Below are 23,438 nucleotides of genomic sequence, written 5' to 3' on the forward strand. Positions count from 1 at the left end.
GTGATGAGCAAAGTGCTGCGTATTTATTTGGACTCTCCGCCAAGGCTGGATCAGCCGGTGGATTTTGTGCTGCGGGACAAGCGCGCCAGGGTGCTGCGCCGCGGGCGGGGAGAGGTGCAGGCGTTCAAGGGCCTGGCCCGCTCTTTGGAGCTGGTCTTGCCTGCGGGGATGGCGACGGTGACTGAAGCGCGTATTCCTTCGGTCAGTGCTTCGCGGCGGCAAGCCGTGGCATGCAGTGCGGTCGAGCCTATGTGCTTGAGCCCTATCGAACAGGTGTGGGTGGCTTGTTCGGCACCGGGGCCGGCCGGTATGAGTCAATTGGCCTGGACGGAGCGCCAGCCCTTGCTGGCCTTGGGAGAGCAGGCGCGCCAGTTGGGGCTGCCTTTGAGCGGAGTCTATGCCTGGTCCGATGGCCACGAGAAAGACAGACAAGGCCAAGGACAAACACTGACCGTACCCGCCTGCTCCTTGCTGATGCCGGAGATGGCCGCCAGTGGCGGAAACAGCGTGCTGCGACAAAGCCTGTGGTGGACTTTGGCCGCCGTCTTGAGCTGGACCCTGGTCTTGCAGCAGCAGGCGCAGTCGCTGCGCTCTCAGATGAAGCAGGTGCAGACCCAGATGGAGCAGGCGGTTCGACAAGCCTTGCCGCACTTGCCCGTTATCGTCGCACCCTTGACGCAGGCCAGACAGCATCGCGATGGTTTATTGGCTGAGAAGAGCCCGGCCTCGGCTCCCTTTGATCGTTTATTGATGGCTAGCGCCGTGCAGTGGCCGGCCTTGCAAGGACAGGTGCGGGCATTGAGTTTCAAGGATCAGCAATTGCTTTTGACACTGGCCAGCGAGCTGCCTGCGCAGCCTTTGCCAGCTGAATCGGATCTGGAGTGGAAGCAGGGCGAGTCCGCCCGCCAATGGGAAATTGGCTTCAGCAAAGCAGCACAGGCGTCCAGCCAGCAGGGGGCGCAGCAATGAGCAAACTCACGGCCCTCCAGCCTGTACTGCTGACCCTGCAAAGCAAGCTTTCGGTAGCCAGACAGTACTGGCAAGCCCTGAGCCGTCGGGATCAATTGGCCCTGACGGTCCTGGGCGCTTTGCTGGTGTTGATGTTGCTGTGGTTGCTGCTGCTACGTCCCGCCGTTCGTGATCTGGCTCTGGCAAAACAGGAGCTGCCCCGCCTGCAGTACGAGATGGCGCAACTGCAAACCGTGCTGGCGCAGATTCAGGTGCTGGATAAAGAGCTGGTAGCGCCTGTGGACGCGCAAGGACAAGACAAGGCCTTGCAGCGCAGCTTGCAGACCCTGGGTACCCAGTGCCAGACAGAGGAGTCTCAGGCTGAGCAGCGTGTTCTGGTCTGCCAGGCCGTGGCGGCTCCCGCCTTGATGGATTGGTTGATGCACGCCCCCCGTGTGCTGGGCTTTGCGGTGCAGGAAGTCAGCCTGAGTCGCTCTGTGGTCGATAGCCGTGAACGAGCCGGTCTGCTGGATGGCCGCATTGTGCTGCGTGCAGGAGAGCCTTCATGAAAAAGCTGGCAAAGATCACCGCGTGGGCCTTGCTCGTGCTGTGCCTGCTGTTGGCCGCCGTGCCCTTTCTGCCTGCCCGCATGATGCTGGCCTGGCAGCCCGAGCAGTTGCCGCTACGGCTGGAAACTGCCCACGGCAGTCTGGCTTCCGGGCAAGGTTTGCTGGTAGTCGGTTCGGGTCTGCTGGCCCGAACCGTTCCCGGCCCCGTCCGCTGGCGCTGGCGTCTGACGCCCTGGCCACAAATGGAATTGAGCCATGGCTGGCTGGATCAGCCTGTGCGTCTGCAAGCCAGCCTGCAGGGTTGGCGTATTTCGGGTCAAAGCCTGACGGCTCCCGCTGCGCTATTAGGGCGTTTGCATCCCTTGCTGCAGACCGTGCAACCGCAAGGACAGTTGCAGCTGCGCTGGCCCAGCCAGGCATTGGCCGCTGAAACCGGGCCTTTGCTGGAGCTGGATTGGCGCAGTGCACGTTCCGCTTTGGCCGCACAGGCGGAACTGGGGGATTACCAATTGGCGGTCAGCCGCAAGGGGCAGGGCCTGCAGTTAAGTCTGCGTACCTTGGCGGGGGATTTGACCCTGGCAGGTCAGGGTCAGTGGGGGCCGCAGGGTGGGCTGTTTGAAGGACGCGCACAAGCCAAACAAGCCGACGATCAACGATTCAAAGAGTTATTGGAGGCCTTGGGGCCTCAGCGTCAGGGTGTGACCCATTGGCGAATAGCCACAACGACTAGCAAGCAGGAATAACGATATTTTGACTATGAGTACCTTGACTAAACGACTTCCTGGGCTGCGGCCTCGCTTCCTTTTAAGCCTGGGTGCAGCCGTGCTGTTGAGCGCCTGTGCCAGCAATGGTCAGAAGCCTGAACCCGGCCCCGATCCTTCTTCGTTTTTTGCTTCGGTCGGCAAGACGCCTGTCCGCAGTACTCAGGCTGACCCGCGCTTTGCCAATAGCAATACGCCTTCTCCTGCCGTGACGCGTCGGGTTCCGCAGCGTGTTGGTGGCAGTGCGGCGCCGATCGACCTGCCCGACCCGGCCGAGTTTCCGCAAGGTAACGACATTACGCTGAATTTTGTGGATGCCGAGCTGGATGGGGTTGTGGCTGCATTGGCGCGCTTTACCGGCCAGAACTTCATCGTGGACCCACGCGTGAAAGGACAACTGACCTTGGTGTCCGAGGTACCGGTCGATGCCCGCACCGCCTACGAGATGCTGCTGTCGGCTTTGCGCATGCAAGGGTTTGCGGTGCTGCGCAATGGCAAGGTCAGCCGAGTGGTGCCTGAAGCCGAAGCGCGTCAACAAGGTGGCGCGGTGCGTGCCGCCGGTGCCGGGGCCAGCGGTAGCGGCGAGCTGGAAACCCGCGTGTTCACCCTGCGTTATGAAAACGCCACGGCCTTGGTGCCTGTGTTGCGGCCCATGATTTCGCCCAACAACCCTATCAATGCCTACCCCTCCAATAACACCTTGGTCGTGACGGACTATGGCGACAACCTGGACCGTATTGCCCAGGTGATTGCCGGGATTGATACTCCCGCCGGCTTGAATACCGACATCATCCCGATTGATTACGGGGTGGCGCTGGACGTGGCGGCACTGGCCTCGCAGATGCTGGACACGCCCGGCAACGATGTGGCGCAGCGTATTACCGTAGTGGCTGATCCGCGTAGTAACTCCGTGCTGGTGCGGGCAGGCAGTCCGGCCCGTCTGGATCTGGCGCGTGACCTGATACGCCGTATCGACAGCCCGGAAAGCAACAAGGGCAATCTGCATGTGGTCTATCTGCGTAATGCCCAGGCGGTGCAGCTGGCGGAAGTGCTCCGAGCCGCCTTGACCGGACAATCGGGTTCGGGGAACGCGTCTACCGGGAGTCAGCAGCAGAACAACAACAGTCTGGCTCCTGATAACAATGCCAATACCACTGGCGGAGCCAAGGCCATGACGACCTCGGCGACGACGGGCCAGCAGCCTCAAGGCGAACTGGGGCTGAGCGCTGCGAACAATGCCAGTGGCACCGTGGCCTTCAGTGCGGGCGGCGCAACCGTGCAAGCCGACCCGTCCACCAATACCTTGATTATTTCGGCTCCCGATCCGGTTTACCGCAGCTTGCGTGAAGTCATCGACCAGTTGGATCAACGGCGTGCTCAGGTGCTGGTGGAAAGTCTGATCGTGGAAGTGAATGCAGAGGATGCCGCCGAGTTCGGTATTCAGTGGATGACGGGCGGCGGCAATATCGCCGATGGTGGTTCGGGCTTTGTGGGCGGTGCCAATCTGGGCGGTAGCGGCATCACCAAGGCCGGGGCAACCACACTGGATTCGCTGGCCGCCGGTTTGAGTCTGGGGGTAGTGAAAGGCACGGTAAATGTGCTGGGCCAGCAGGTGGTCAATCTGGGTGTTCTGGCGCGTGCGCTGGAACGCCAGGGCGGCACCAATATTCTGTCTACTCCCAATCTGATGACGCTGGACAATGAAGAAGCCAGCATCATGGTGGGCCGCACCGTGCCTTTTGTGACGGGGCAATACACCACCACGGGCGATGGGGCCAGCAACCCTTTCCAGACCATTCAGCGTGAAGACGTGGGCCTGACCTTGAAAGTGCGTCCGCAGATCTCGGAGGGCGGTACCGTCAAGATGGCGCTGTATCAGGAGGTCAGCAGCATTGATACTGCCATGTCGGTATCGGCCAATTCGCCTGTCACGCGCAAACGGGCGCTGAGCACCAATGTGCTGGTGGATGATGGACAGATCATTGTGCTGGGTGGCTTGCTGGAAGACTCGATTGAGGACGGCACACAATCTGTCCCCTTGCTGGGCGATATTCCGCTGGTAGGCAACCTGTTCAAGTACGAAAAACGCAAGCGCACCAAAACCAATTTGATGGTGTTTCTGCGTCCGCATATCGTGCGTAATGCGCAAGACAGCCAGAGCCTGTCTTTGGACCGCTACAACTACATGCGTGCCGTGCAGACAGGCTTGCCGGATCGCTCCACCTGGTTCCATCCGGATGCGGGACACATGGTCTTGCCGCAGGCCGGAGGCTCGTCCGGAACCGTGGACCTGCGAGAGACGCTATGACCCGTCTGCCGTACTCGTGGGCACGTCAGCATCGAGCGGTGCTGACGCAGCAGCAAGGTGTGGGCACGCTGGTGATTAGCGAGCGCACACCGGATTGGGCTCTGGTGGAGTTGCGGCGACGCTATCCCGAGCTGGACGAGCGCCAAGTGCCTGATGCGGAACTGGATACCTTGATTGATGCCAGTTACGCCCAGGGCGACGATGCCGCCAGCGTGGTGGATGCGGCGGCCAATGAGGTAGACCTGGATCGCCTGATGCAGGAACTGCCCGCTGTCACCGACTTGCTGGAAAATCAGGACGATGCGCCAGTCATCCGCATGATCAACGCCTTGTTCACCCAGGCAGTGCGGGATGGTGCCAGTGACATTCACCTGGAGCCGTATGAAACCCATTCGGTCGTGCGCTACCGGGTGGATGGCCGCCTGCGCGATATTGTCAGCCCACGCCGAGCCTTGCATGGTGCTTTGGTGTCGCGTATCAAGATCATGGCCAGCCTGGATATTGCCGAAAAACGGCTGCCGCAAGATGGTCGTATAGCCTTGAAAGTGGGGGGCAGAGCGCTGGATCTGCGTGTCTCGATCCTGCCTACCGGACATGGCGAACGGGCCGTGATGCGCTTGCTGGACAAGTCCGCCGGGCAACTGGAGCTGGAGCGTCTGGGCATGGCCCCGGATATTCTGGCTCAGCTCGATGAGCTGATTCATCAACCACACGGCATTGTGCTGGTTACCGGGCCTACCGGCAGTGGCAAGACCACCACCTTGTATGCGGCCCTGGGGCGAGTCGATACGGCGCGCAGCAATGTGCTGACGGTAGAAGATCCGATTGAGTATGACCTGCCCGGCGTAGGCCAGACGCAGGTCAATCCCCGTATTGAATTGAGCTTTGCCCGCGCCTTACGCGCCATATTGCGACAGGACCCGGACATCATCATGATCGGGGAAATCCGCGATCTGGAAACTGCGCAGATTGCGGTGCAGGCTTCCCTGACGGGGCATCTGGTGCTGGCCACCTTGCATACCAACGATGCCGTGTCAGCGGCGACGCGTTTGGTCGATATGGGCGTGGAGCCCTTCTTGCTGGCCTCCACCTTGCGCGGGGTGCTGGCCCAGCGGCTGATACGCAAGCTGTGCCGACATTGTCGTCAGCCTGCCGAGCACGGGCAGTACCGGGCCAGCCCGGATGGTTGCGAGCATTGCGCCCACACAGGTTATCAAGGCCGTACCGGGATTCACGAGCTGTATCGCATCGACGAACGTGCTCAACACTTGTTGAATGCCGCCGGAGCCGAGCCCGCCTTGCGTCAGGCCGCGCGTGAATCGGGTATGCGCAGCTTGCGTGAAGATGCCCAGCGTTGGGTAGAGCAGGGCATCAGTACCCCTGAAGAAGTATTGCGCGTCACGCGCGAGTTATAGGGGGGGCGAGACAGCATGGGTACCTATCACTATGAAGCGGTGGACCAGGCCGGGCGCAGCGAGCGGGGTGTGCTGGAGGCCGAGAGCGAACGGCTGGCACGCCAGCAGTTACTGTCCCGAGGCCTGTTGACGGTTTCCCTGAAAGCGGGGCGTAGCCGGGCTGCCGCTCGTGCCCGCAGTGCGGGGCTGCGCCGTACCGAGCTATCCTGGCTGACCCGTCAGTTAGCCAGTCTGGTGGCGGCGGGCTTGTCTCTGGAGGCCAGCCTGGGTGTGGTGATTGAACAGGCGACGCGTCAGCCTTTGGTGCAATTGCTGGCCGCCTTGCGTGCTGATATCCGAGCAGGGCAAAGCCTGAGCGATGCCTTGGCCAATCATCCGCGTGACTTTCCTGAGATTTACCGAGCATTGGTGCGGGCAGGGGAGCAGTCTGGCGAGCTGGAAAAAGTGCTGGACCGTCTGGCCAGTTTCATCGAGGACAGCGGAGCCTTGCGCGGCAAGGTGCTGACGGCTTTTATCTACCCAGCCATCGTCAGCCTGATTTCGATGGCGATGGTGGTCTTCTTGCTGAGCTACGTTGTCCCGCAAGTGGTAGGGGCCTTCACCCAGGCCAAGCAGCAATTGCCCATGTTGACTCGCGTCATGATCAGCGCCAGCGATCTGCTGCGTGAGTGGGGGTTGGTGTTATTTGTTTTGCTGGTATTGATGGCTGTGCTGGTGGCCTTCCTGCTGCGACAACCGGCCTTGAAGCTGGCCTTTCACCGACGCCTGTTAAGCGTGCCTGTTCTGGGGGGGTATTTGCTGGGGGTGGACACTGCTCGCTTCGCCGCTACGCTGGCGATTCTGGCTGGCAGCAATGTTGCCTTGCTAACCGCCCTGGAGGCGGCCGGGCGTACCGTGTCCAATCTGGCCTTGCGCGATGCCGTGAACCAGGCTGCCATTCATGTGCGCGAGGGCCTGCCTTTGGCTACCGCCTTGCAGCGCAGTGCCTTGTTCCCGCCCTTATTGGTGCAACTGATTGCCAGTGGTGAAAAAACCGGTGAACTGGCGCCCATGCTGGATCGGGCGGCGACGACCTTATCAACTGAACTGGAGCGCAAAGCCTTGACCATGACGGCCTTGCTGGAACCTTTGATGATTCTGCTGATGGGGGGCTTGGTCTTGCTGATTGTGCTGGCGGTGATGCTGCCAATTATCGAGATGAATCAGCTGGTGCAGTAAAAGGCGGCATTGCCGCCTTATTGATGTGTGGCGGCAGTGCCTGTTACCGCTCACGTTCCCGGCACGGTCCTGGCTAGGATGAGGACATGGCTTTGATACGACGTATCGTCCTGGGGTGTACGTCATATTTTTTTGCAACGATTTCCAGCGGAACCTGATTGGTCAGCGCAATAAGGGCTTCCTTGTGTTGGGCTGGCGACAGGGCAGGGCGCCGGCCTAGTGGCCTGCCATTGGCACGTGCAGCGGCCATTCCCGCGCGGGTACGTTCACTGATAAGCGATCGTTCAAATTCGGCCAGGGCGGCCATCATATGAAAAAGCAATCTGCCGCCCGATGTGGTGGTGTCAATATTTTCCGTCAGGGAAATGAAATGGATATTTTCTTTGCCCAAGCGATCAATGGTGTCGACCAAATAGCGCAATGACCTGCCCAGTCTATCCAGACGCCAGACAATCAGCGTGTCGCCCGATTTCAATTTTCGCTGCAGGTGATTCAATCCCGGACGCGTTGCTTTAGCGCCGGATACTCCTCTATCCGTATAGATATGATCACAATTCACCTTTTTTAAAGCCGCGATCTGTAGGTCCAGGTTTTGATCCTGTGTTGAAACGCGTGCATATCCATATTTCTTACTCATAGTACCCATCTTCCTAGCGCAAAGCGCAGCCTCCCACCTCCCACTCGACGACATCTCAATGCAGTCGATGTTAGTAAACCCAAGATGGTCTAGTGGAATGTTGGCCACGCGATGCCAAGTTTTACTAACCGCATGCAAACCTGCTGCCACGTAAACGGCGATTGAGGTAGCTCGTATTGCAATAAAAACTATTACGTAATTTTTTATTAACGCTGTGTTTCAGATGCAGATACTGATTAAGTGTTAGCGGCGGCCACATGTGTGTCAACACGAAGTAGGTCTGGCTGATGCACTTTCTGAAGAACGTTGCAGCCAGCCATAGGCAAGCGTCAACAATGGTTAAGAAAAGGCGTAAATAGGCTTGCGATTTTGACAAGAAGCCTCCTTTTAGTCCCAACCGAATAGCGCATCGAAATGATCCTTTTCAGCGTAATTTCCACGTACAAACGTGTCTATTTGTTATGGAATAGATGTTGACATAAAGGAGGCTTTTTGACCGCCGCCAGGTTGAAAGCCAGGCGCTGATTCAGACTCAGCGTCCAGAGTGCCAACCGACGATGCGGGGCGTGTAATGGGCGCCCGGTCGGTAGAGTCCTTGTCCAGCTGGTTGCAGCAAGTTACTCCTTCAAGCAGCTATTTGCTTTTAGGGCTGCGCAGCCTGGCATCGCTTGCTCAGGCCTATGATGCGCGCCTGCTCCAGCAAGCCCTTTTGTCCGCCATTCAGGAGCGTCTACGTCCTTACGGCGTCGTGCGTAGCGACATCCTGGTACTTGACCAGGTGGTGTTGATTGGCTTGACGGATTGCCGCTTGCCCACCCAGTTTGACAAGGACCTGTTTCTGGAACGCTGCCAGGCGGCCCTGTGCCACGAGCCTGTCAGATGCGGCTCCGAGCTCATCCTGGTGAATGTGGTACTGGCCTGGGTGGAAGCGTCTGTTGACCAGCCGGTCTGCCTGTCTCATCTGCGTTCGTTGGCAAGCACGATTGCCTTTTCCGAGATCAAGCCGCAGGACGGCGACCAGACTCGACAAGACATGGCGCTGGCATCCCGTTTCTTTGCAGATATGCAAGACGGCAAGATTGCCTTGTCCTTTCAGCCCGTTGTGTTTGTGCAGAACCGCGAACACGTTCTGTACTACGAAGCGCTGTTGCGCTGGGATGATGCCGATTCAGGCTGCCAGTCAGGCTCTTGTGCGCCCGTTGTGCAGGCGATTGAGCGCCTGCATGTTACGGAACGCCTTGATGCCAGTGTGCTTTGGTCGGTGGTGCAGCTACTGGAGCGTTATCCGGACATCCACCTGGCCTGCAATATTTCCCCCTTGTCCTTGCAGCACGGGCCGTGGTGGCGGCTGTTGATCGCAGTGCTGGGCAATGCTCCGCAGTTGGCCAGTCGCCTGACTTTGGAAATTACGGAGACGGCCTGCGTCTTTGATCATAAGGCTGCCGCTAAGCTGCTTTGCACCTTGCGCAGTCTGGGCTGCAAAGTCGCCATTGATGATATTGGGGCCGGATTCAACACCCTGGATCTGGCCCGCCAGATCCGTCCTCACGTCATAAAAATTGATAAAGCCCTGGTGCATCAAGCACGGCACAAGGACGGGATCGCCGCCCTGAACTCCTTGGTTCAGACCTCTTGCGGCATCAGCCAATACGTCATCGCAGAAGGCATTGAGACGGAGCTGGATTTCCAGCTGAGCGTCGATGCCGGTGTGCACGCCGTCCAGGGCTACTTCATTGCATCTCCTTGCGTTCAACCCCCATGGGAGGGGGCGGAACCCTTGTCCGTTAGAGACAGTTTCAACCCCACACACACCAACTTTGCACTCAACAGGTATTCCTTAAAGGATCAGGAACAGAGATGAATCACATCTATAAAACCATCTGGAATGAGCAGACTGGAACATTTGTTGCCGTTTCAGAGAACAAGGCAGCAAAAGGGAAGCGCAGTTCTTCTTGCGTAAAGGGAGGCAAGCGTTCGTCTTTCTCCGCACGTATGGGATTGCTTGCCTTGTTGACAGCCAGCGCATTGGCGGTGAGCAATGCCTGGGCTGTTGTCGAGATTCCTGGCGACGGTCAGGACAACACCATCAACTTCACCAGCCCCGGCGGTACTATCCAATTTGTGGGTGGTGGCAGCATTGTGGGGCTGAGCAGCCTGACCATCTCCGGTGTCTTGAGTGCCGATCAGATTACGGTGGGTGGGGAGTCTGTGGCGACCCTGACGCAGCTCAATGCAACTTCTGCCGATGTGCAGACCAAGATTGATGGGCTGGAAACTCGTGTTACGGGTAATGAGTCCACTCTGACGGATCACGGGACTCGCATTACGGACAATGAAACGGCCATTACGAGTCATGACACCCGGATTACGGATAATGAAACAGCCATTACGGCCCATGACACCCGAATCTCGGACAATGAAACGGTTATTGCTGATCATGGTAGCCGCATTGGAGCGGCTGAAGCAGGGTTGGTAGCGGTCAACGATCGTTTGACCGCCTTGGGAGTGGACGAAACCAATCCTGGCGTGAAGTATTTCCGTGCCAATTCAGAGCAGCCTGACGCCGAGGCGAACGGTGAAGAATCCATTGCAATTGGCCCTGAGTCCAAGGCAGAGGGTGATCGTAGTATCGCTGCAGGGCAGGGCGCTTTGGCCGATGCCCAGAGCGCGATTGCATTGGGTGACGGTGCCAGTGTCGCCAGCGCAGACAGTCGACCCAAACCGGAGGCGGCCATTGCGATTGGCAAGGATAGTCAGAGCAGCGGTTTGGCCAGCGTTGCGGTAGGCCGCGAAGCAGCGGCGAGTGGAAATAATGCGCTTGCCTTGGGTATGCAGGCACAGGCCAGTGGGGCTAACGGGATCGCCTTGGGGCTGGGTGCTCAGGCTGATGCAGAAAACAATATCTCTATCGGTAATGGTGCTGGCCGGGCGACTGGCAATCATCTGCCGGGTGATCGTTCGCACAATATTGCCATCGGTCAGGCCAGTGGTCAGAACGTTAAAGGTCAGTTCAATGTGGCGCTGGGTGATGGCACCGGCAATGGCGTGGATGGCAACGAGAACGTGGCGCTTGGCCGAGATGCTGGCCAGAATATCATTGGCGATAGCAATGTCAGCCTGGGCAAGAATGCGAATCGTGGGCTGTCATCCAATCGTGCGATCGGTATTGGTGAGGACTCCGGCGCTGAAACAGAAGGCGTGGCGATTGGGTACAAGGCGATTGCCGGTAATACCGGGGTCGCGGTGGGCCGTCAGACAACGGCATTGGGAACGGGTACAGCCATTGGTCCTAATGCACATGCAGACAGCAATTTTGTGGCCCTGGGGTTGAACTCTTATGCCGCACAAAATGATGTGTCCGGTCTGGGCCGGTTCACCAATAGAGGCTTCGATGGAAGTGCAGTGTCGGTTGGCAGTAGCCAGGCGGGCAGTGAGTTCACACGTCGTATTGTGAACGTGGAAGACGGTGCCAATGATACGGATGCAGTGAACGTGCGCCAGCTGCAATCGGCAGTAGATCAGGTGACGCTGGGTGCGACAGTGGACTATGAAAAGCTGGCCGAGAAGGTCGACAAGGATTGGGGCCAGCAGATTGCCGACAGCAAGACGGGTTACTTCAGTGTCAATGATGGTGGTGTGGACAAGGGCAACAAGAATAATAATGGTGCTGCTGCTACCGCCATTGATTCGATTGCCATCGGCCCGGATGCGACTGCCAAGGAGAAAGACTCGGTTGCCATTGGGCATATGGCAGGGGCAGAGGGAGCGTCCTCTGTGGTGATGGGGCACAACATCAAGGGCTTGGGGGTGAACTCCACGACCATCGGTAATTCCCAATCCGAGGCGCGCGACGAGAGTGGTGTAGCGATTGGTACGCATGTCGTTAGCCGTGACAAGAACTCCATCGTAATTGGCCGGGATTCCTATACGGATCGCCAGGCAAACGGTCCCTCTGTCGAGAATTCGATTGTGATTGGTACAGAATCCAGTTCCACAGCAGTGGAAGGGATTGTGATTGGTAAAAACTCGGTGGTGAATGCTGCTCGCGGTATCGCGCAGGGTAGCAATGCGGAGGCAACGGCCAGTGACGCCATGGCGTTTGGTACCCGGTCGCGGGCTGATGCGAGTGATGCCCAGGCCAGCGGTACGGATGCCCAGACCTTTGCGGCGCGTGGTATTGCCATGGGCACGCGTGCTCGCTCCGGCCAGCCTAATCCTGATGTCGAAAATCAGGACAAGAACCGCGACTCCATTGCGCTGGGTACGGATTCCGTTGCCGAGTTCAATAGCAGCATTGCAGTAGGACGCGAAGCTCAGGCCACCGCTGATTATGCACAGGCACAGGGCAAGGGCGCTCATGCTTTTGGCGAGGCATCGATTGCACAGGGCCGTGATGCTTGGGCTCTTGAACGACAAGCGATTGCGCTGGGTGACGGTTCCCGCAGCACGGCCGACCGTGCCGTCGCTATTGGTCAGGGCGCACGTGCAGGCAATGCACGTTCGATAGCGCTGGGCGATGGTGCAGAGACAGCAGGCGCGGTTGGCACCTCGAATGCCTCTTTGAACGGGTTGAACTACGGTAACTTTGCCGGGGATCGTCCTGTTGCTACCGTCAGCGTGGGTACGGATCAGGAAAAACGTACAGTGACGAATGTGGCCGCAGGCCGGATCAGCGCGAGCAGCACGGATGCGATCAATGGCAGCCAGTTGTATGCCACGAACTCGGTGCTGGGCAATGTAGCCAACACCACGAAAAACATCCTGGGTGGTAATGCCACACTGGCCCCCAACGGCACTCTGAGCATGAGCAATATCGGTGATACCGGTGAAAACACGGTGCACGATGCGATCAAATACGCTGCTCAGGGCTGGCATGTGAGCGCCAATGGCGCCGCCACAGAGAACGTGAAACCGGGTGGTTCGGTGGACTTCAGCAATGACGATGGGAACATCACCGTCACGCGCACGGGCACCGATCTGGCTTTCAATCTGGCCGATGATCTGACCGTGGGCAACAGCATTACGGTGGGCGACACCGTGATCAACGGTGACAGCGTCACCACCAACAATCTGACTGTTCAGGGTGAAACCCGTCTGGGTGACAACTTTGTAGTTAACAACGCGGGTGATGTCATTTACAAGGGCAGTGAAGTTGCTACCCAGAATGACGGCTTGAGCTTTGCCGGCAACACCGGCAGTACCATTGCCAAGACGCTGGGGGATAACACGCCATTGACGGTCTCCGGCGAACTGGCCGAGGGCGAAGCCTCCACGGGAGCCAACCTGCGTGTTGATAGCGATGGCAACAAGCTGAACCTGGCCATGGCGCAGAACCTGACGGATCTGAACAGCATCACCATCAATAACGGTGGTCCAGTGATTAACGGCGATGGCATCAATATGGGTGGCAAGAAGATCACCAATCTGGATGCTGGCACGGATGACACCGATGCCGTGAATGTGTCGCAGTTGAAAGAGGTCTCGGACGTTGCCAACGCGGGCTGGAACATCAGTGCCAATGGTGCTGCCGCCGAGAACGTGAAACCGGGTGGTTCGGTGGACTTCAGCAATGACGATGGCAACATCACCGTCACGCGCACGGGCACCGATCTGGCTTTCAATCTGGCCGATGATCTGACCGTGGGCAACAGCATTACCGTCGGCGATACGGTGGTTAATGGTGACAGCATCACCACCAATAATCTGACCGTTCAGGGTGAAACCCGTTTGGGTGACAACTTTGTGGTCAATAACGGCGGTGACGTTATCTATAAAGGTAGCGAAGTTGCAACCCAGAATGACGGCTTGAGCTTTGCCGGCAACACCGGCGGCACCATTGCCAAAACGCTGGGTGATAACACGCCATTGACCATTTCAGGTGAGTTGGCCGAAAGCGAAGCCTCCACAGGTGCAAACCTGCGTGTTGATAGCGACGGCAACCAGCTGAACCTGGTCATGGCTCAGAACCTGACGGATCTGAACAGCATCACCATCAATAACGGTGGTCCGGTGATCAACGGTGACGGCATCAATATGGGTGGCAAGAAGATCACCGATCTGGCCGTTGGCACAGAAGACACCGATGCGGTGAATGTGTCGCAGCTGAAAGAAGTCTCGGACGTTGCCAATGCGGGCTGGAACATCAGCGCCAATGGTGCAACTGCTGAGAACGTCAAACCCGGTGCTTCGGTGGACTTCAGCAATGACGATGGCAACATCACCGTCACGCGCACCGGCACTGATCTGGCTTTCAACCTGGCTGATGATCTGACCGTAGGCAACAGCATTACGGTGGGCGGCACCGTGATCAACGGTGACAGCGTCACCGTTGGCGACACGGTCGTCAATGGCGATAGCATCACCACCAACAATCTGACCGTTCAGGGCGAAACCCGCTTGGGCGATAACTTTGTGGTCAATAACGGCGGCGATGTTATTTACAAGGGCAACGAAATCGCCACCCAAGCCGATGGCTTGAGCTTTGCGGGTAACACTGGCAGCACCATCGCCAAGACCTTGGGCGATAACACGCCATTGACCATTTCAGGTGAGTTGGCCGAAAGCGAAGAGTCCACGGGTGCGAACCTGCGTGTTGATAGCGACGGCAACCAGCTGAACCTGGTCATGGCGCAGAACCTGACAGATCTGAACAGCATCACCATCAACAACGGTGGCCCGGTGATCAACGGCAGTGGCATCAATATGAACGGCAAGAAGATTACCAATCTGGATGCTGGCACGGATGACACCGATGCGGTGAATGTGTCGCAGTTGAAGGGTGTTGAAGAGGTTGCCAACGCAGGCTGGAACATCAGTGCCAATGGTGGTGCCACAGAAAATGTGAAACCAGGCGCATCGGTGGACTTCAGCAATGCGGACGGCAATATCAACATCACACGTGATGGCACGGACCTGGCCTTCAACCTGAACAAGGACATTGATCTGGGTGCGGACGGCAGCTTGACGACAGGAAACATGGTCGTCAATAACGACGGTCTGACTGTAGAGGATAGTGCAGGTAACAAGACCTCCACGACTGCGGCGGGCACCACGGTCAGCAATGCCGCCGGTGACACGACTACCGTAGGCGCAGGTTCGATCACGGTAGCAGATGCGGCCGGTAACAGCACGGCTATCGGCAGCACGCAGGTCGTGGTGGGCGGAGCAAACCCGGTCACGATCAATGGTGATACCGGCCGAATCGGCGGACTGACCAATCTGACTTGGGATCCGGACAACTACACCAGCGGTCAGGCGGCGACCGAAGACCAGCTCAAGCAAGTCAATGACGTTGCCAGCGCTGGCTGGAATGTGACCGATGCGGATGGCAATAGCGCCAATATCGGTCCGAACGGCCAGGTTGCCTTTGTCGGTGACAAGAACGTCACGGTTGAGCAGACCGGCACCGATGATTCCGGACAGGTTGAAGTCAAGCTGAACAAGGACATTGATCTGGGTGCAGATGGCAGCCTGAAGACCGGCGATACCGTCATCAACAACGCAGGGGTTGCGGTAGGAAACGACGTACACCTGGGTAACACCGGACTGACCATCAACAATGGCCCGAGCATCACCCTGGCTGGCATCAACGCAGGTGATATGCGCATCACCAATGTGGCCGCCGGCCGCAATCCGACGGATGCCGTCAATTACGGTCAGCTCCAGCCTATCGAGTCCTTCATTGGTCTGGATGGAAACGGCTCGTTTGCCTACAACGGTGGCCAGCATTCCTCCTTGAAAGATGTTCTGGACAGCATGCACTGGAATGTTGAAGCACCGACGGATGGCAAGGAAGGCGGCAATACCGGTGGCTCCAATGGCAATGGTTCCGGCTCCACAGGCGGTGGCAATAATGGCTCTGGTGACGGCACGCCTATCCACAATGGCAACACCGTGGGCTTTGTTGAAGGCGACAACATCGTGATCTCCAAGACGGACCGGGTCAATGATGCAGGCCAGACCGTTGGCGCTGATATCAAGGTGTCGGTGTCCCAGGATCTGAAGGTCAATTCCATTACGGCAGTGAATGTTCAGGCCGATGAAATTCAGATCAATAACGGTGGTCCGATCATCAACGAGAACGGCATCAATATGTCCGGCAAGCACATCACCAATGTGGCGGCGGGCGTCAATGACACCGATGCGGTGAACGTGAGCCAGTTGAATCAGGTTGCGGGCAATCTGCAAGGCCAGATCAACAACATTCGCCACGATATCAATCGTCTGGATAACCGCTTGAGTGCAGGTGTGGCGGCCGCCATGGCAACAGCGTCACTGCCCCAGGCTTACTTGCCGGGCAAACACATGATGTCCATGGCTGGTGGTACCTGGCGTGGAGAGTCCGGTATGGCCATTGGTTTCTCCGGAATTACCGATAACGGCAAATGGGTTTACAAGCTCTCGGGCAATACCACCTCGCGCGGTGATTACGGTGGTGCCGTGGGTATTGGTTATCAATGGTAAGTCGGCCCTGACTCTACGGTGCATCGGCGCATTGACGCCGATGCACAGCACACACTTTTGAAGGATTTCAGATCATGAAGAAAAATTGGTTTGGGGCTGCTCTGCTCGGCAGTCTGGTGCTTGCTGGATGCGGAACCTTGAGTCAGGTGGACTCGGAAGGTCACACAGAAAACCCGGTGTTTCCTGAAGTGGACAAAGCGACGTTTCACACGGGCTCTTACCCGAATATCGACAATCTGCGTCAGGTCCGGGAAGGCGTGACACGCGATCAGTTGTATGACTTGCTGGGTCGCCCGCACTTTGCCGAAGGTTTCAAGGTGCGGGAGTGGGATTACCTGTTCCACTTCAACACGGCACAGGGCATCAAGACGTGTCAGTTCAAGGTGCTGTTTGACCAGGACAAGCTGGGCCGCAGTTTTTACTGGAAGCCTAGCGAGTGTGCTTCTGTCCTGGATGCGACGCCGAAAACCGCGACTGTTCAGCCTTTCTCGCTTTCCGGGGACGTGGCCTTTGCCTTTGGCAGTGCGACCTTGACCAGTGCGGGGTTGAGCACGATTGGAGATATTGCAGGCCAGCTCAAGCAAATGTCCGAAATCGAGCGCGTGACTGTTTCCGGTCATACGGATCGAATCGGAAATGCGGCATCGAATCAGCATTTGTCGCAGCAACGAGCCCAGACAGTCCGCCAGGCTTTGTCCGCCCAGGGCATTCCAGCTGCCGTGATTGTGACGCAAGGCTTTGGTTCGGATCGTCCCCTTGTGCAGTGTGATCAACACAATCGCACTGAGTTGATCGCCTGCCTGGCGCCGAATCGTCGGGTTGATATTGAGGTTCAAGGCCAACGTTAAGTTGGATGCTGCAACCAGGCACGCACCCGGCTTGTCGGGCTGCGTGCCGTGATTGAGAAAATAATGAATATTCTGCACAAATTAGCGCTACTGATTCTGGCGGGCGGCCTGGCTGCTTGTCAGCAAACGATGCCTCGCCAGGCTCCTGAACCTGTAGATCCGGCACCGCCTGTCATGCAAGGTTCTGCCTCGTCCGCCAAGGCCCCTGCGGTGGCAGCAATAGCCCCTCGCAATCAATCCAACACGGTCATTACCCTGCATTTGGCGCAGGAGAAAGCGGAAGCGCCCTTGGTGGCGGTGGACGTAGGCGGAACCTCTCTTTATGCGCTGCCCCAGCCCGTTCTGACGCAAGCCGATCTGCATCGTGTCACTCCCGTGACGACACAAGATCAAGGGACCTTTCTGTTGCTGGAAATGAACCAGAACGGGATTACCAAACTGCGCAGTGTCACGGCTCAGGCGCAAGGCCACTATCTGCTGCTAAGTGTGCAAGGGCAATTGGTGAGTGTGGCGCGTATCAGTGAAACGATTTCCGATGGGCGTTTGCTGATCGGAACCCAGAATGCTCAGCATACACAGGCCATTATTAAATTGATGCAGGGTGGTCAGTGATAAAAGGACTGCGTATCGCGCCCTATGTACGATTTTGATGTGGTTTTTCTCCTGATTGCACAGCCTGCATCATCGCGTGTGGGCGATATGCTGGCCCTGCATGATTATCTGGCCGGCTCAGGGGTGTGCACGACCGTGGCGACCAGTCCCACGGACCTTGCCACAATCGGAAAGCGCCTGCGTGTCTTGATTATTGATGGTGAAGGGGAAAGCGAGTTTGATGTTTATGCCGTGATCTCGGCAATGCGTCAGCTGGATAATGTGGCAATTCTTTTTCTGGCCGACGAGACTCCTTTGGCCTGTGAGCGCGCCTTGTATGCGGGGGCTGACATTTGTTTGTCGGCCCGCATTACGCATGCCGAGTGCTTACGCGCTGTCGTTGAGCTGGGCAGTGTCCGCAAGCCTTCGCCCATCAATGAAGAAAGAGTGGCGCTGAAAAGAAAGAGGCAGCGCAGAAGGCATTACATTGGCTTGAGTCTTCGTTCCCGCTATTCCCGCTAAGTTTGGCAGCGGGCCCTTGGCGCGCAACCTGCATCAATCACAATCAATAAAAAAAAACCCGATGCCACTTGTTGGCATCGGGGTAAAACGTGTGCGTGGTGCGCACGCACACATAGTCAGACGATAGAACTATAGATTCAGAGCGTTTAAGTCTTACAGGTAGGCAGGAATCCCCAGAGCTGGGTCGCTGACGCCGTGCTCGCCAAACTCCACGCGGCCTGCGAAGCGACGGTAGTAGCTTGGGTCGCTGCTGCTGCGAACCACGAAGTCGTACCAGTGGCCGCTGGCCTTCAAGGCCCAGGATTGTTTGGATTGCTGGCCTGGCTCAACCGTCACCTCCCATGGACCGTCTTCACGGTAGGCCATGGACTGGATGGTAAAGGTGCAGGCAGACTGGCCACCGTTCATCATTTCCAGGTAGATATCGCCTTTGGTGACTTCGTAGCAGACACGAATTTCGGGGCGGGCAGCTTCGGGCTGGCTCAACACGCTGACGTCGCCACGGAAGTGACGGTGAAAGCCGTTCGGGCCCAGGACCCACAGGTCGTAGTGCCCCAGATTGTTCGCTTGCACGTCCCACACATCGTCCAGGATCTGGTCAGGGTTGACCATGTAGCGGCGAGGGATGCGGTCCAGATTCAGCTTGTCGTAGACGTGGAACACAGCCGCTGCTTTTCCCGTGTTGGAGAACAGCAGTTGTACGCCTTTCTCGCTGTCGCAACGGGCGCTGACGTGCAGTTCGTAAGGTAGGGCACGCGATGGACGCACGCCGGTTTGTTGCACGGGAATGCGCTGGTTGTCGACGGGCTGAGGTACTTGAGCCAGACGCTCCTGAGCACTACGGATCGAGTCTGCGTCCTGACGGCTGCGGCGGCCGTTCAAGGTAGGCAAAGGTTCGTCGTTCGGGCTGGCAAAGTTGAAGGCGGAGGTCAGATCACCACATACGGCACGGCGGTACGGGCTGATATTCGGTTCCATCACGCCAAAACGCTCTTCCATGAAGCGGATAACAGAGGTGTGGTCGAACACTTGCGAGTTCACCCAACCACCACGGCTCCAGGGCGAGATCACGTACATGGGCACACGCACGCCGGGGCCAAAGACCTTGCCGTCACGGGGAGGCTGACCCAACAGACCTTTGGGGCTGGGGTAGTTGTAGTACTCGAACGCGATCTCTTCTTCGCTCAAGGACGTTTTGCCTGCGGGCTTGCCAGTGACCGGATCAATGGAAGGGGCAGAAGGCGAAGGCACGTGGTCAAAGAAGCCGTCGTTCTCGTCAAAGTTGACCAGCAAAACGGTCTTGCTCCAGACCTCGGGGTTGGCTGTCAGCGCATCCAGCAGTTCCTGGGTGTACCAGGCGCCTTGTACCGGGCTTGATGGGCCAGGGTGCTCGGAGTAGTTGGCAGGAGCCACGACCCAGGAGATCTGAGGCAGATTGCCTTCTTCCACGTCTTTACGCAGTTGGCCAAAGAAACCACCATCGGGCATGGTGTTGGCCACGCCTTTGTATAGCGGGTTGCCATCATTGTCGGCCGGATCGTAAGGCGAGTTGTTGGGCTTGCCGGATTGTTCGTTGGCACGACGGTATTGCTTGAAGCCGGCCAGGGAGTTGTCGGTAAAGTTGTCAGGCAGGTTCTGATACACCTTCCAGCTGATACCGGCTTCTTCCAGGCGCTCGGGGTAGGTTTTCCACTCGTAGCCCAACAGGGAAGAACCAAGGCTGTCCCAGGCGTTGTTCACCGTACATTCGCCGCTGCCCGATGGTCCATTCGTACCCGTCCACAGGAACATGCGGTTGGAGTTGGTGCCGGTGTGCATGGAACAGTGGTAGGCATCACACAGGGTGAAGGCGTTGGCCATGGCGAACTGGAAGGGTACTTCGGCTTCGCGGTAGTAGCCCATGGAGTGACGGTTCTTGTGCTTGGGCCAGAAGTTCATGCGGCCGTGATCCCAGGCAGCCTGGCCGTCCGACCAGGAGTGCGGCGTACCGTTGACGCGCTGGGCATTGCCCTTGGTGCTGTCCAGGTGATAGGGCAACACGCTTTCGGTGGAGCTGACGTTTTGCTGCCAGACATTGCGGCCATTGGGCAAGGGAATGGTGAAGCGGTCGCCAAAACCGCGCACACCTTTCAGGGTGCCGAAGTAATGGTCAAAGGAGCGGTTCTCCTGCATCAGAACCACAATGTGTTCTACGTCCTTGATGGTGCCTGTCTTGTTGTTGGCCGGAATGGCCAGCGCCTTGCGGATGCTGGGAGGGAATGCGGCCAGGGAACCTGCTGCCAGGCTGGCACCGGTCATATTGCGTAGGAAGCTGCGGCGTGAAGTCATTGTGCTTAATCTCTTAGTCAATCAAGGGGCGCATTTCAGTTGCGGCGCGGGTTCGGGCGTGGGTTTGCCGGGCTCGGTGGGCTCTTCAGGCGAGCCCGTGTTACCCGAGCTACCGGTGTCGCTGCCACCGCCGCAGGCAGCCAGCAGGCCGCAGAACATCAACAAGACGGATGCGCGTTTTATGCGCTCAAAGGTGAGTGAAGCGTTCTTGGGAGTCATAAAAAGTCCTTGCTTGGCGATCAGGGTTGGAGGCTGGACAGAGGCTGGCGGGATTCGTAAATGCTGGTCAGTTCGTCCGTGCTCAGGGCGCGGTCCCACATGGCCAGTTCGCCAAAGTCCATATTGATGTCGCTGCGTCCCCAGCGTTTGTAGTACTGGCCGGTAACGTCTTCGTTCAGGCCCAGCTCGCCGGTGCCGGTGCCACCCAGGGCTTGCAGGGTGCGGGCTTCCAAAGCCACCGAGCCAAACTGTGCGCCTTTCTTGGGGTCAAACACGTGGCCCAGCATCTTGCCTTCGGCCTTGTCGATGACCACGGCCACATAGGCCCATTCGTCCGGGGTGATGTTGTAGCCCTGGCTCTCGTTGCGGCCGCCACCGTAGCCGGTGTTAAAGCGGATGTCGCAGCCGTTGGCGTTGAACAGGCCCAGCGCAAAGCCGGGGTTGTTGCCCGAGTCGTAGTTCTTGTTGGCCATGATGGAGGCGCCGTAACCCTGGCAGTTGTTGGGGGTGCGCAGCCAGAAGCCGATAGTCATTTGCTGCACGCTGCTCAAGGTGAACAGGTCGCGGCTCATGGACAGGCGGTAGCCGCGGTTGCCATTGCCATCGGCATTGTTACCCGTGATGCGCAGGCCGCCCTTGGCTGTGCTTGGGTCCAGGAAGTCTGCGGCAATCAGCTGGCCGGCGGGAACGGCTGGAGTCGAGGTTTGCAGCGTGCTGCCACCTTTGGCGTCGGTAAAAGGCTGGCTGCTGAAGGTGTAGTAGCTGCGCAGTCCGTTCTTCAGGGTGTCAGCCAGTTTGGGCGGGGGCTGGTAGCCCACCTCGGCTTTCAGAGTCGAAGCTGCTTTGCCTACCTGCACCGAGTAATACAGGGAGTAGGTTTGGGCGGTTTCCGATGCGGGCAGCGGGTCGGAGTACTGGGTGGTTCCGGCAGGCAGCGTGGCGATCAGCTTGCCGTCACGCATGATCTGGATTTCTTGCGAGGCCTCGCCTTGCAGGACCCAGTTCAGGTCCACCATGTTTTTGTCGGCAGGTTTGCTGAACGCCAGGTTGTGTACGCGGGTGTCGGCTTGCAGGGGCGAGCCACGGAAGCGGTATTGCTCGTTTTGCAGACCCAGGTGCGACAGGACGGTGGGTGCGATGTCGATGACGGCGGCCAGGGTGTTCATGTCGGTGCTGCTGGAGACCTGGCTGCCCACGGCGGGCAAGGAGGCCAGTGTTTTATTGGTGGCAATAAAGCTGGTCTTGTTGCGGTTGAATTGCGAGCCGGTGGTGCCACCAAATTCGTCCAGGCCGTAGCTGGTGGTCAGGATGACCAGCCAGTCTTCCGAGGCGTCTGCCTGTTTGCGTTTGTCGATCAGGGCGAACAGCTTGTCCAGTGATGCCAGGGATTCGCTGACAGCCTGTTGGTAAGCGGCGCTACCCAGGCCGCCTTGGGTGGCGGCACGGGCGGGAGCCTGGATCTGGGCCAGGATCAGGGACTTGCCTTCTTGCAGGTATTTCTGGGTTTGTTCGCTGACACAGCTGTCGGAGTCGGTGCAGTTGGCCGCTTCAATGATGCGGCCTTCTTGCAGGTCCTGGCTCCACAGTGTGCGGTAGTCGGCGGTGCTCAAGGCCAGGGCGGCCTGGGTGGGTTCCGAGGTTTGGGCCACCAGGGTGGGGCTGTTGAGTTTGTTGTCTTCTTGTCCGACTCCGCGCAGGCCGTGCTGGTCTGCCCACACGCCGGTAATCAGGGAGGCCCAGCCGGGCAGTGGCAGGGTGCGTTGTTCGCTGGGAGTGCCTGCGTAGCCGCCGGTTTGGGCAGGGGCGATGGTCAGGTTTTTCAGGGCGGGGTGCTGGCCGGCCTTGCGAGCTTGCAGCAGGGCTTCGTAGCTCAGGCCGTCGATGGTGACGATCAGGGCTTTTTTGCCACCCAGTGCCTGGGGTTTGTCGCCGGGCTCTACGGTCGGGGTTTCTGGGTCGACGCCGGGGTTGGTCGGGCCATCGTTGCCACTGGAACCGCTGCCGCAGGCGGTCAGCAGCAGTGCCAGGGACAGGGAGAGTCCGGCTTGTTGCAGGCGCTGCACGGTGTGGGATTTTTGGGGACGGGAGGTGAAGGTCATACAGCCACTCGTGGAGAGAAGGGAAAAAGAGAGGCCGGACTGTGCGTGGGGGTGGGCTGCTCAGTCGGCATCGGATCAGGACTGCGGGCAGTGTAGGAAGGGCGTATGACTGCCCTGTGAACGGATCAGCAAATCCGCCGATGATTGGATTGTGTTTTATGTGAAGGGCTGGTTCCGGGGGGATGGGGTGGGGGGAGAGTGGCGGCGGGCTGCGGCTTGGCGGGGATGTGGCGGGTGGATGTCTGGTTTGTTACGGGGGGAGGGAGGCGGTGGATTTTGAGCGGTTTTTTATGTTTTAGGTTCAAAATTGTTGTTGGGTTTGGGTTTGGGTTTGGGTTTGGGTTTGAGGGTGGGGCGCAGACTTGGGGGCGGGATGGGGTAATTGAGGGGAGGATTGCCGGAGGGCATTCTTCGTAGGCCGCCGCTCGCGGTGCTGGGACAAGGGGCGCGGGGCGGACCACTTGCCGACGCTGCGCGTCGGTGCCCTTGTCAGAGTGGCAATCGGGGCGCAG

General features: G+C 58.3%; 15 protein-coding genes. 11 read left to right on the top strand and 4 right to left on the bottom strand.

The genetic code is table 11. The features are described 5' to 3' along the window. Positions 1 to 3: 3 nt before the first annotated feature. Genes Q9R35_RS17935 through gspF form a run of 6 tightly spaced genes read left to right on the top strand, consistent with a single transcriptional unit; the run spans position 4 to position 7,219 of the window. A complete protein-coding gene (locus Q9R35_RS17935; protein ID WP_086069827.1) occupies positions 4 to 969 on the top strand; it encodes a GspL/Epsl periplasmic domain-containing protein in 966 nt (321 codons plus the stop codon). Beyond that, on the top strand, positions 966 to 1,517 hold the full coding sequence (gene gspM, locus Q9R35_RS17940) for a type II secretion system protein GspM (RefSeq protein WP_172400446.1): 552 nt from the start codon (positions 966 to 968) through the stop codon (positions 1,515 to 1,517). Before Q9R35_RS17935 ends, gspM begins: the two co-directional genes overlap by 4 nt. Beyond that, complete coding sequence (gspN, locus tag Q9R35_RS17945) at positions 1,514 to 2,260, top strand: type II secretion system protein N (protein ID WP_311220214.1); 747 nt, start codon at positions 1,514 to 1,516, stop codon at positions 2,258 to 2,260. The genes gspM and gspN overlap by 4 nt, the downstream gene beginning before the upstream one ends. A gap of 13 nt (positions 2,261 to 2,273) precedes the next feature. Further along, positions 2,274 to 4,586: a type II secretion system secretin GspD gene (gene gspD / locus Q9R35_RS17950; protein ID WP_109088141.1), complete on the top strand. Its 2,313-nt coding sequence runs from the start codon at positions 2,274 to 2,276 to the stop codon at positions 4,584 to 4,586. Next, positions 4,583 to 6,001 carry a type II secretion system ATPase GspE gene (gene gspE, locus Q9R35_RS17955; RefSeq protein ID WP_042487051.1) on the top strand — a complete coding sequence of 473 codons (1,419 nt, stop codon included), beginning with the start codon at positions 4,583 to 4,585 and terminating at the stop codon, positions 5,999 to 6,001. Before gspD ends, gspE begins: the two co-directional genes overlap by 4 nt. 15 nt (positions 6,002 to 6,016) lie before the next feature. Beyond that, positions 6,017 to 7,219, top strand: a complete 1,203-nt coding sequence (gspF, locus tag Q9R35_RS17960; RefSeq protein ID WP_311220215.1) for a type II secretion system inner membrane protein GspF — start codon at positions 6,017 to 6,019, stop codon at positions 7,217 to 7,219. 73 nt (positions 7,220 to 7,292) lie between these two features. Here the strand turns inward: gspF and Q9R35_RS17965 are convergent, their stop codons facing one another. Beyond that, positions 7,293 to 7,856 (bottom strand): recombinase family protein, encoded by a 564-nt coding sequence (locus Q9R35_RS17965; RefSeq protein ID WP_042487058.1) that lies wholly within the window; start codon positions 7,854 to 7,856, stop codon positions 7,293 to 7,295. A 571-nt stretch (positions 7,857 to 8,427) separates the two neighbouring features. Between Q9R35_RS17965 and Q9R35_RS17970 the strand changes: the two genes are divergently transcribed. The 5 genes from Q9R35_RS17970 to Q9R35_RS17990 all read left to right on the top strand — a co-directional run bounded on the left by Q9R35_RS17970 (position 8,428) and on the right by Q9R35_RS17990 (position 18,280). Next, positions 8,428 to 9,717 (top strand): EAL domain-containing protein, encoded by a 1,290-nt coding sequence (locus Q9R35_RS17970; RefSeq protein WP_086069822.1) that lies wholly within the window; start codon positions 8,428 to 8,430, stop codon positions 9,715 to 9,717. Beyond that, positions 9,714 to 16,319, top strand: a complete 6,606-nt coding sequence (locus tag Q9R35_RS17975; RefSeq protein WP_311220216.1) for a YadA-like family protein — start codon at positions 9,714 to 9,716, stop codon at positions 16,317 to 16,319. Before Q9R35_RS17970 ends, Q9R35_RS17975 begins: the two co-directional genes overlap by 4 nt. 74 nt (positions 16,320 to 16,393) lie before the next feature. Further along, complete coding sequence (locus tag Q9R35_RS17980) at positions 16,394 to 17,167, top strand: OmpA family protein (RefSeq protein ID WP_042487066.1); 774 nt, start codon at positions 16,394 to 16,396, stop codon at positions 17,165 to 17,167. A 63-nt stretch (positions 17,168 to 17,230) separates the two neighbouring features. Further along, positions 17,231 to 17,779, top strand: a complete 549-nt coding sequence (locus Q9R35_RS17985; protein ID WP_063691315.1) for a hypothetical protein — start codon at positions 17,231 to 17,233, stop codon at positions 17,777 to 17,779. A gap of 24 nt (positions 17,780 to 17,803) precedes the next feature. Continuing rightward, positions 17,804 to 18,280, top strand: a complete 477-nt coding sequence (locus Q9R35_RS17990) for a hypothetical protein (RefSeq protein WP_063691313.1) — start codon at positions 17,804 to 17,806, stop codon at positions 18,278 to 18,280. Between the two features lie 153 nt (positions 18,281 to 18,433). Here the strand turns inward: Q9R35_RS17990 and Q9R35_RS17995 are convergent, their stop codons facing one another. The 3 genes from Q9R35_RS17995 to Q9R35_RS18005 are packed head-to-tail and all read right to left on the bottom strand — an operon-like array spanning position 18,434 to position 22,926. Beyond that, complete coding sequence (locus Q9R35_RS17995) at positions 18,434 to 20,608, bottom strand: phosphocholine-specific phospholipase C (RefSeq protein ID WP_063691308.1); 2,175 nt, start codon at positions 20,606 to 20,608, stop codon at positions 18,434 to 18,436. Positions 20,609 to 20,629: 21 nt separating this feature from the next. Beyond that, positions 20,630 to 20,827 carry a hypothetical protein gene (locus Q9R35_RS18000; protein ID WP_042487078.1) on the bottom strand — a complete coding sequence of 66 codons (198 nt, stop codon included), beginning with the start codon at positions 20,825 to 20,827 and terminating at the stop codon, positions 20,630 to 20,632. A gap of 20 nt (positions 20,828 to 20,847) precedes the next feature. Continuing rightward, entirely contained in the window at positions 20,848 to 22,926 is a 2,079-nt protein-coding gene (locus Q9R35_RS18005; RefSeq protein ID WP_311220217.1) for a LamG-like jellyroll fold domain-containing protein, read from the bottom strand. Positions 22,927 to 23,438: the final 512 nt, after the last annotated feature.

The organism is Alcaligenes sp. AB3, assembly GCF_031844565.1.
Lineage (GTDB): Bacteria > Pseudomonadota > Gammaproteobacteria > Burkholderiales > Burkholderiaceae_B > Alcaligenes > Alcaligenes faecalis.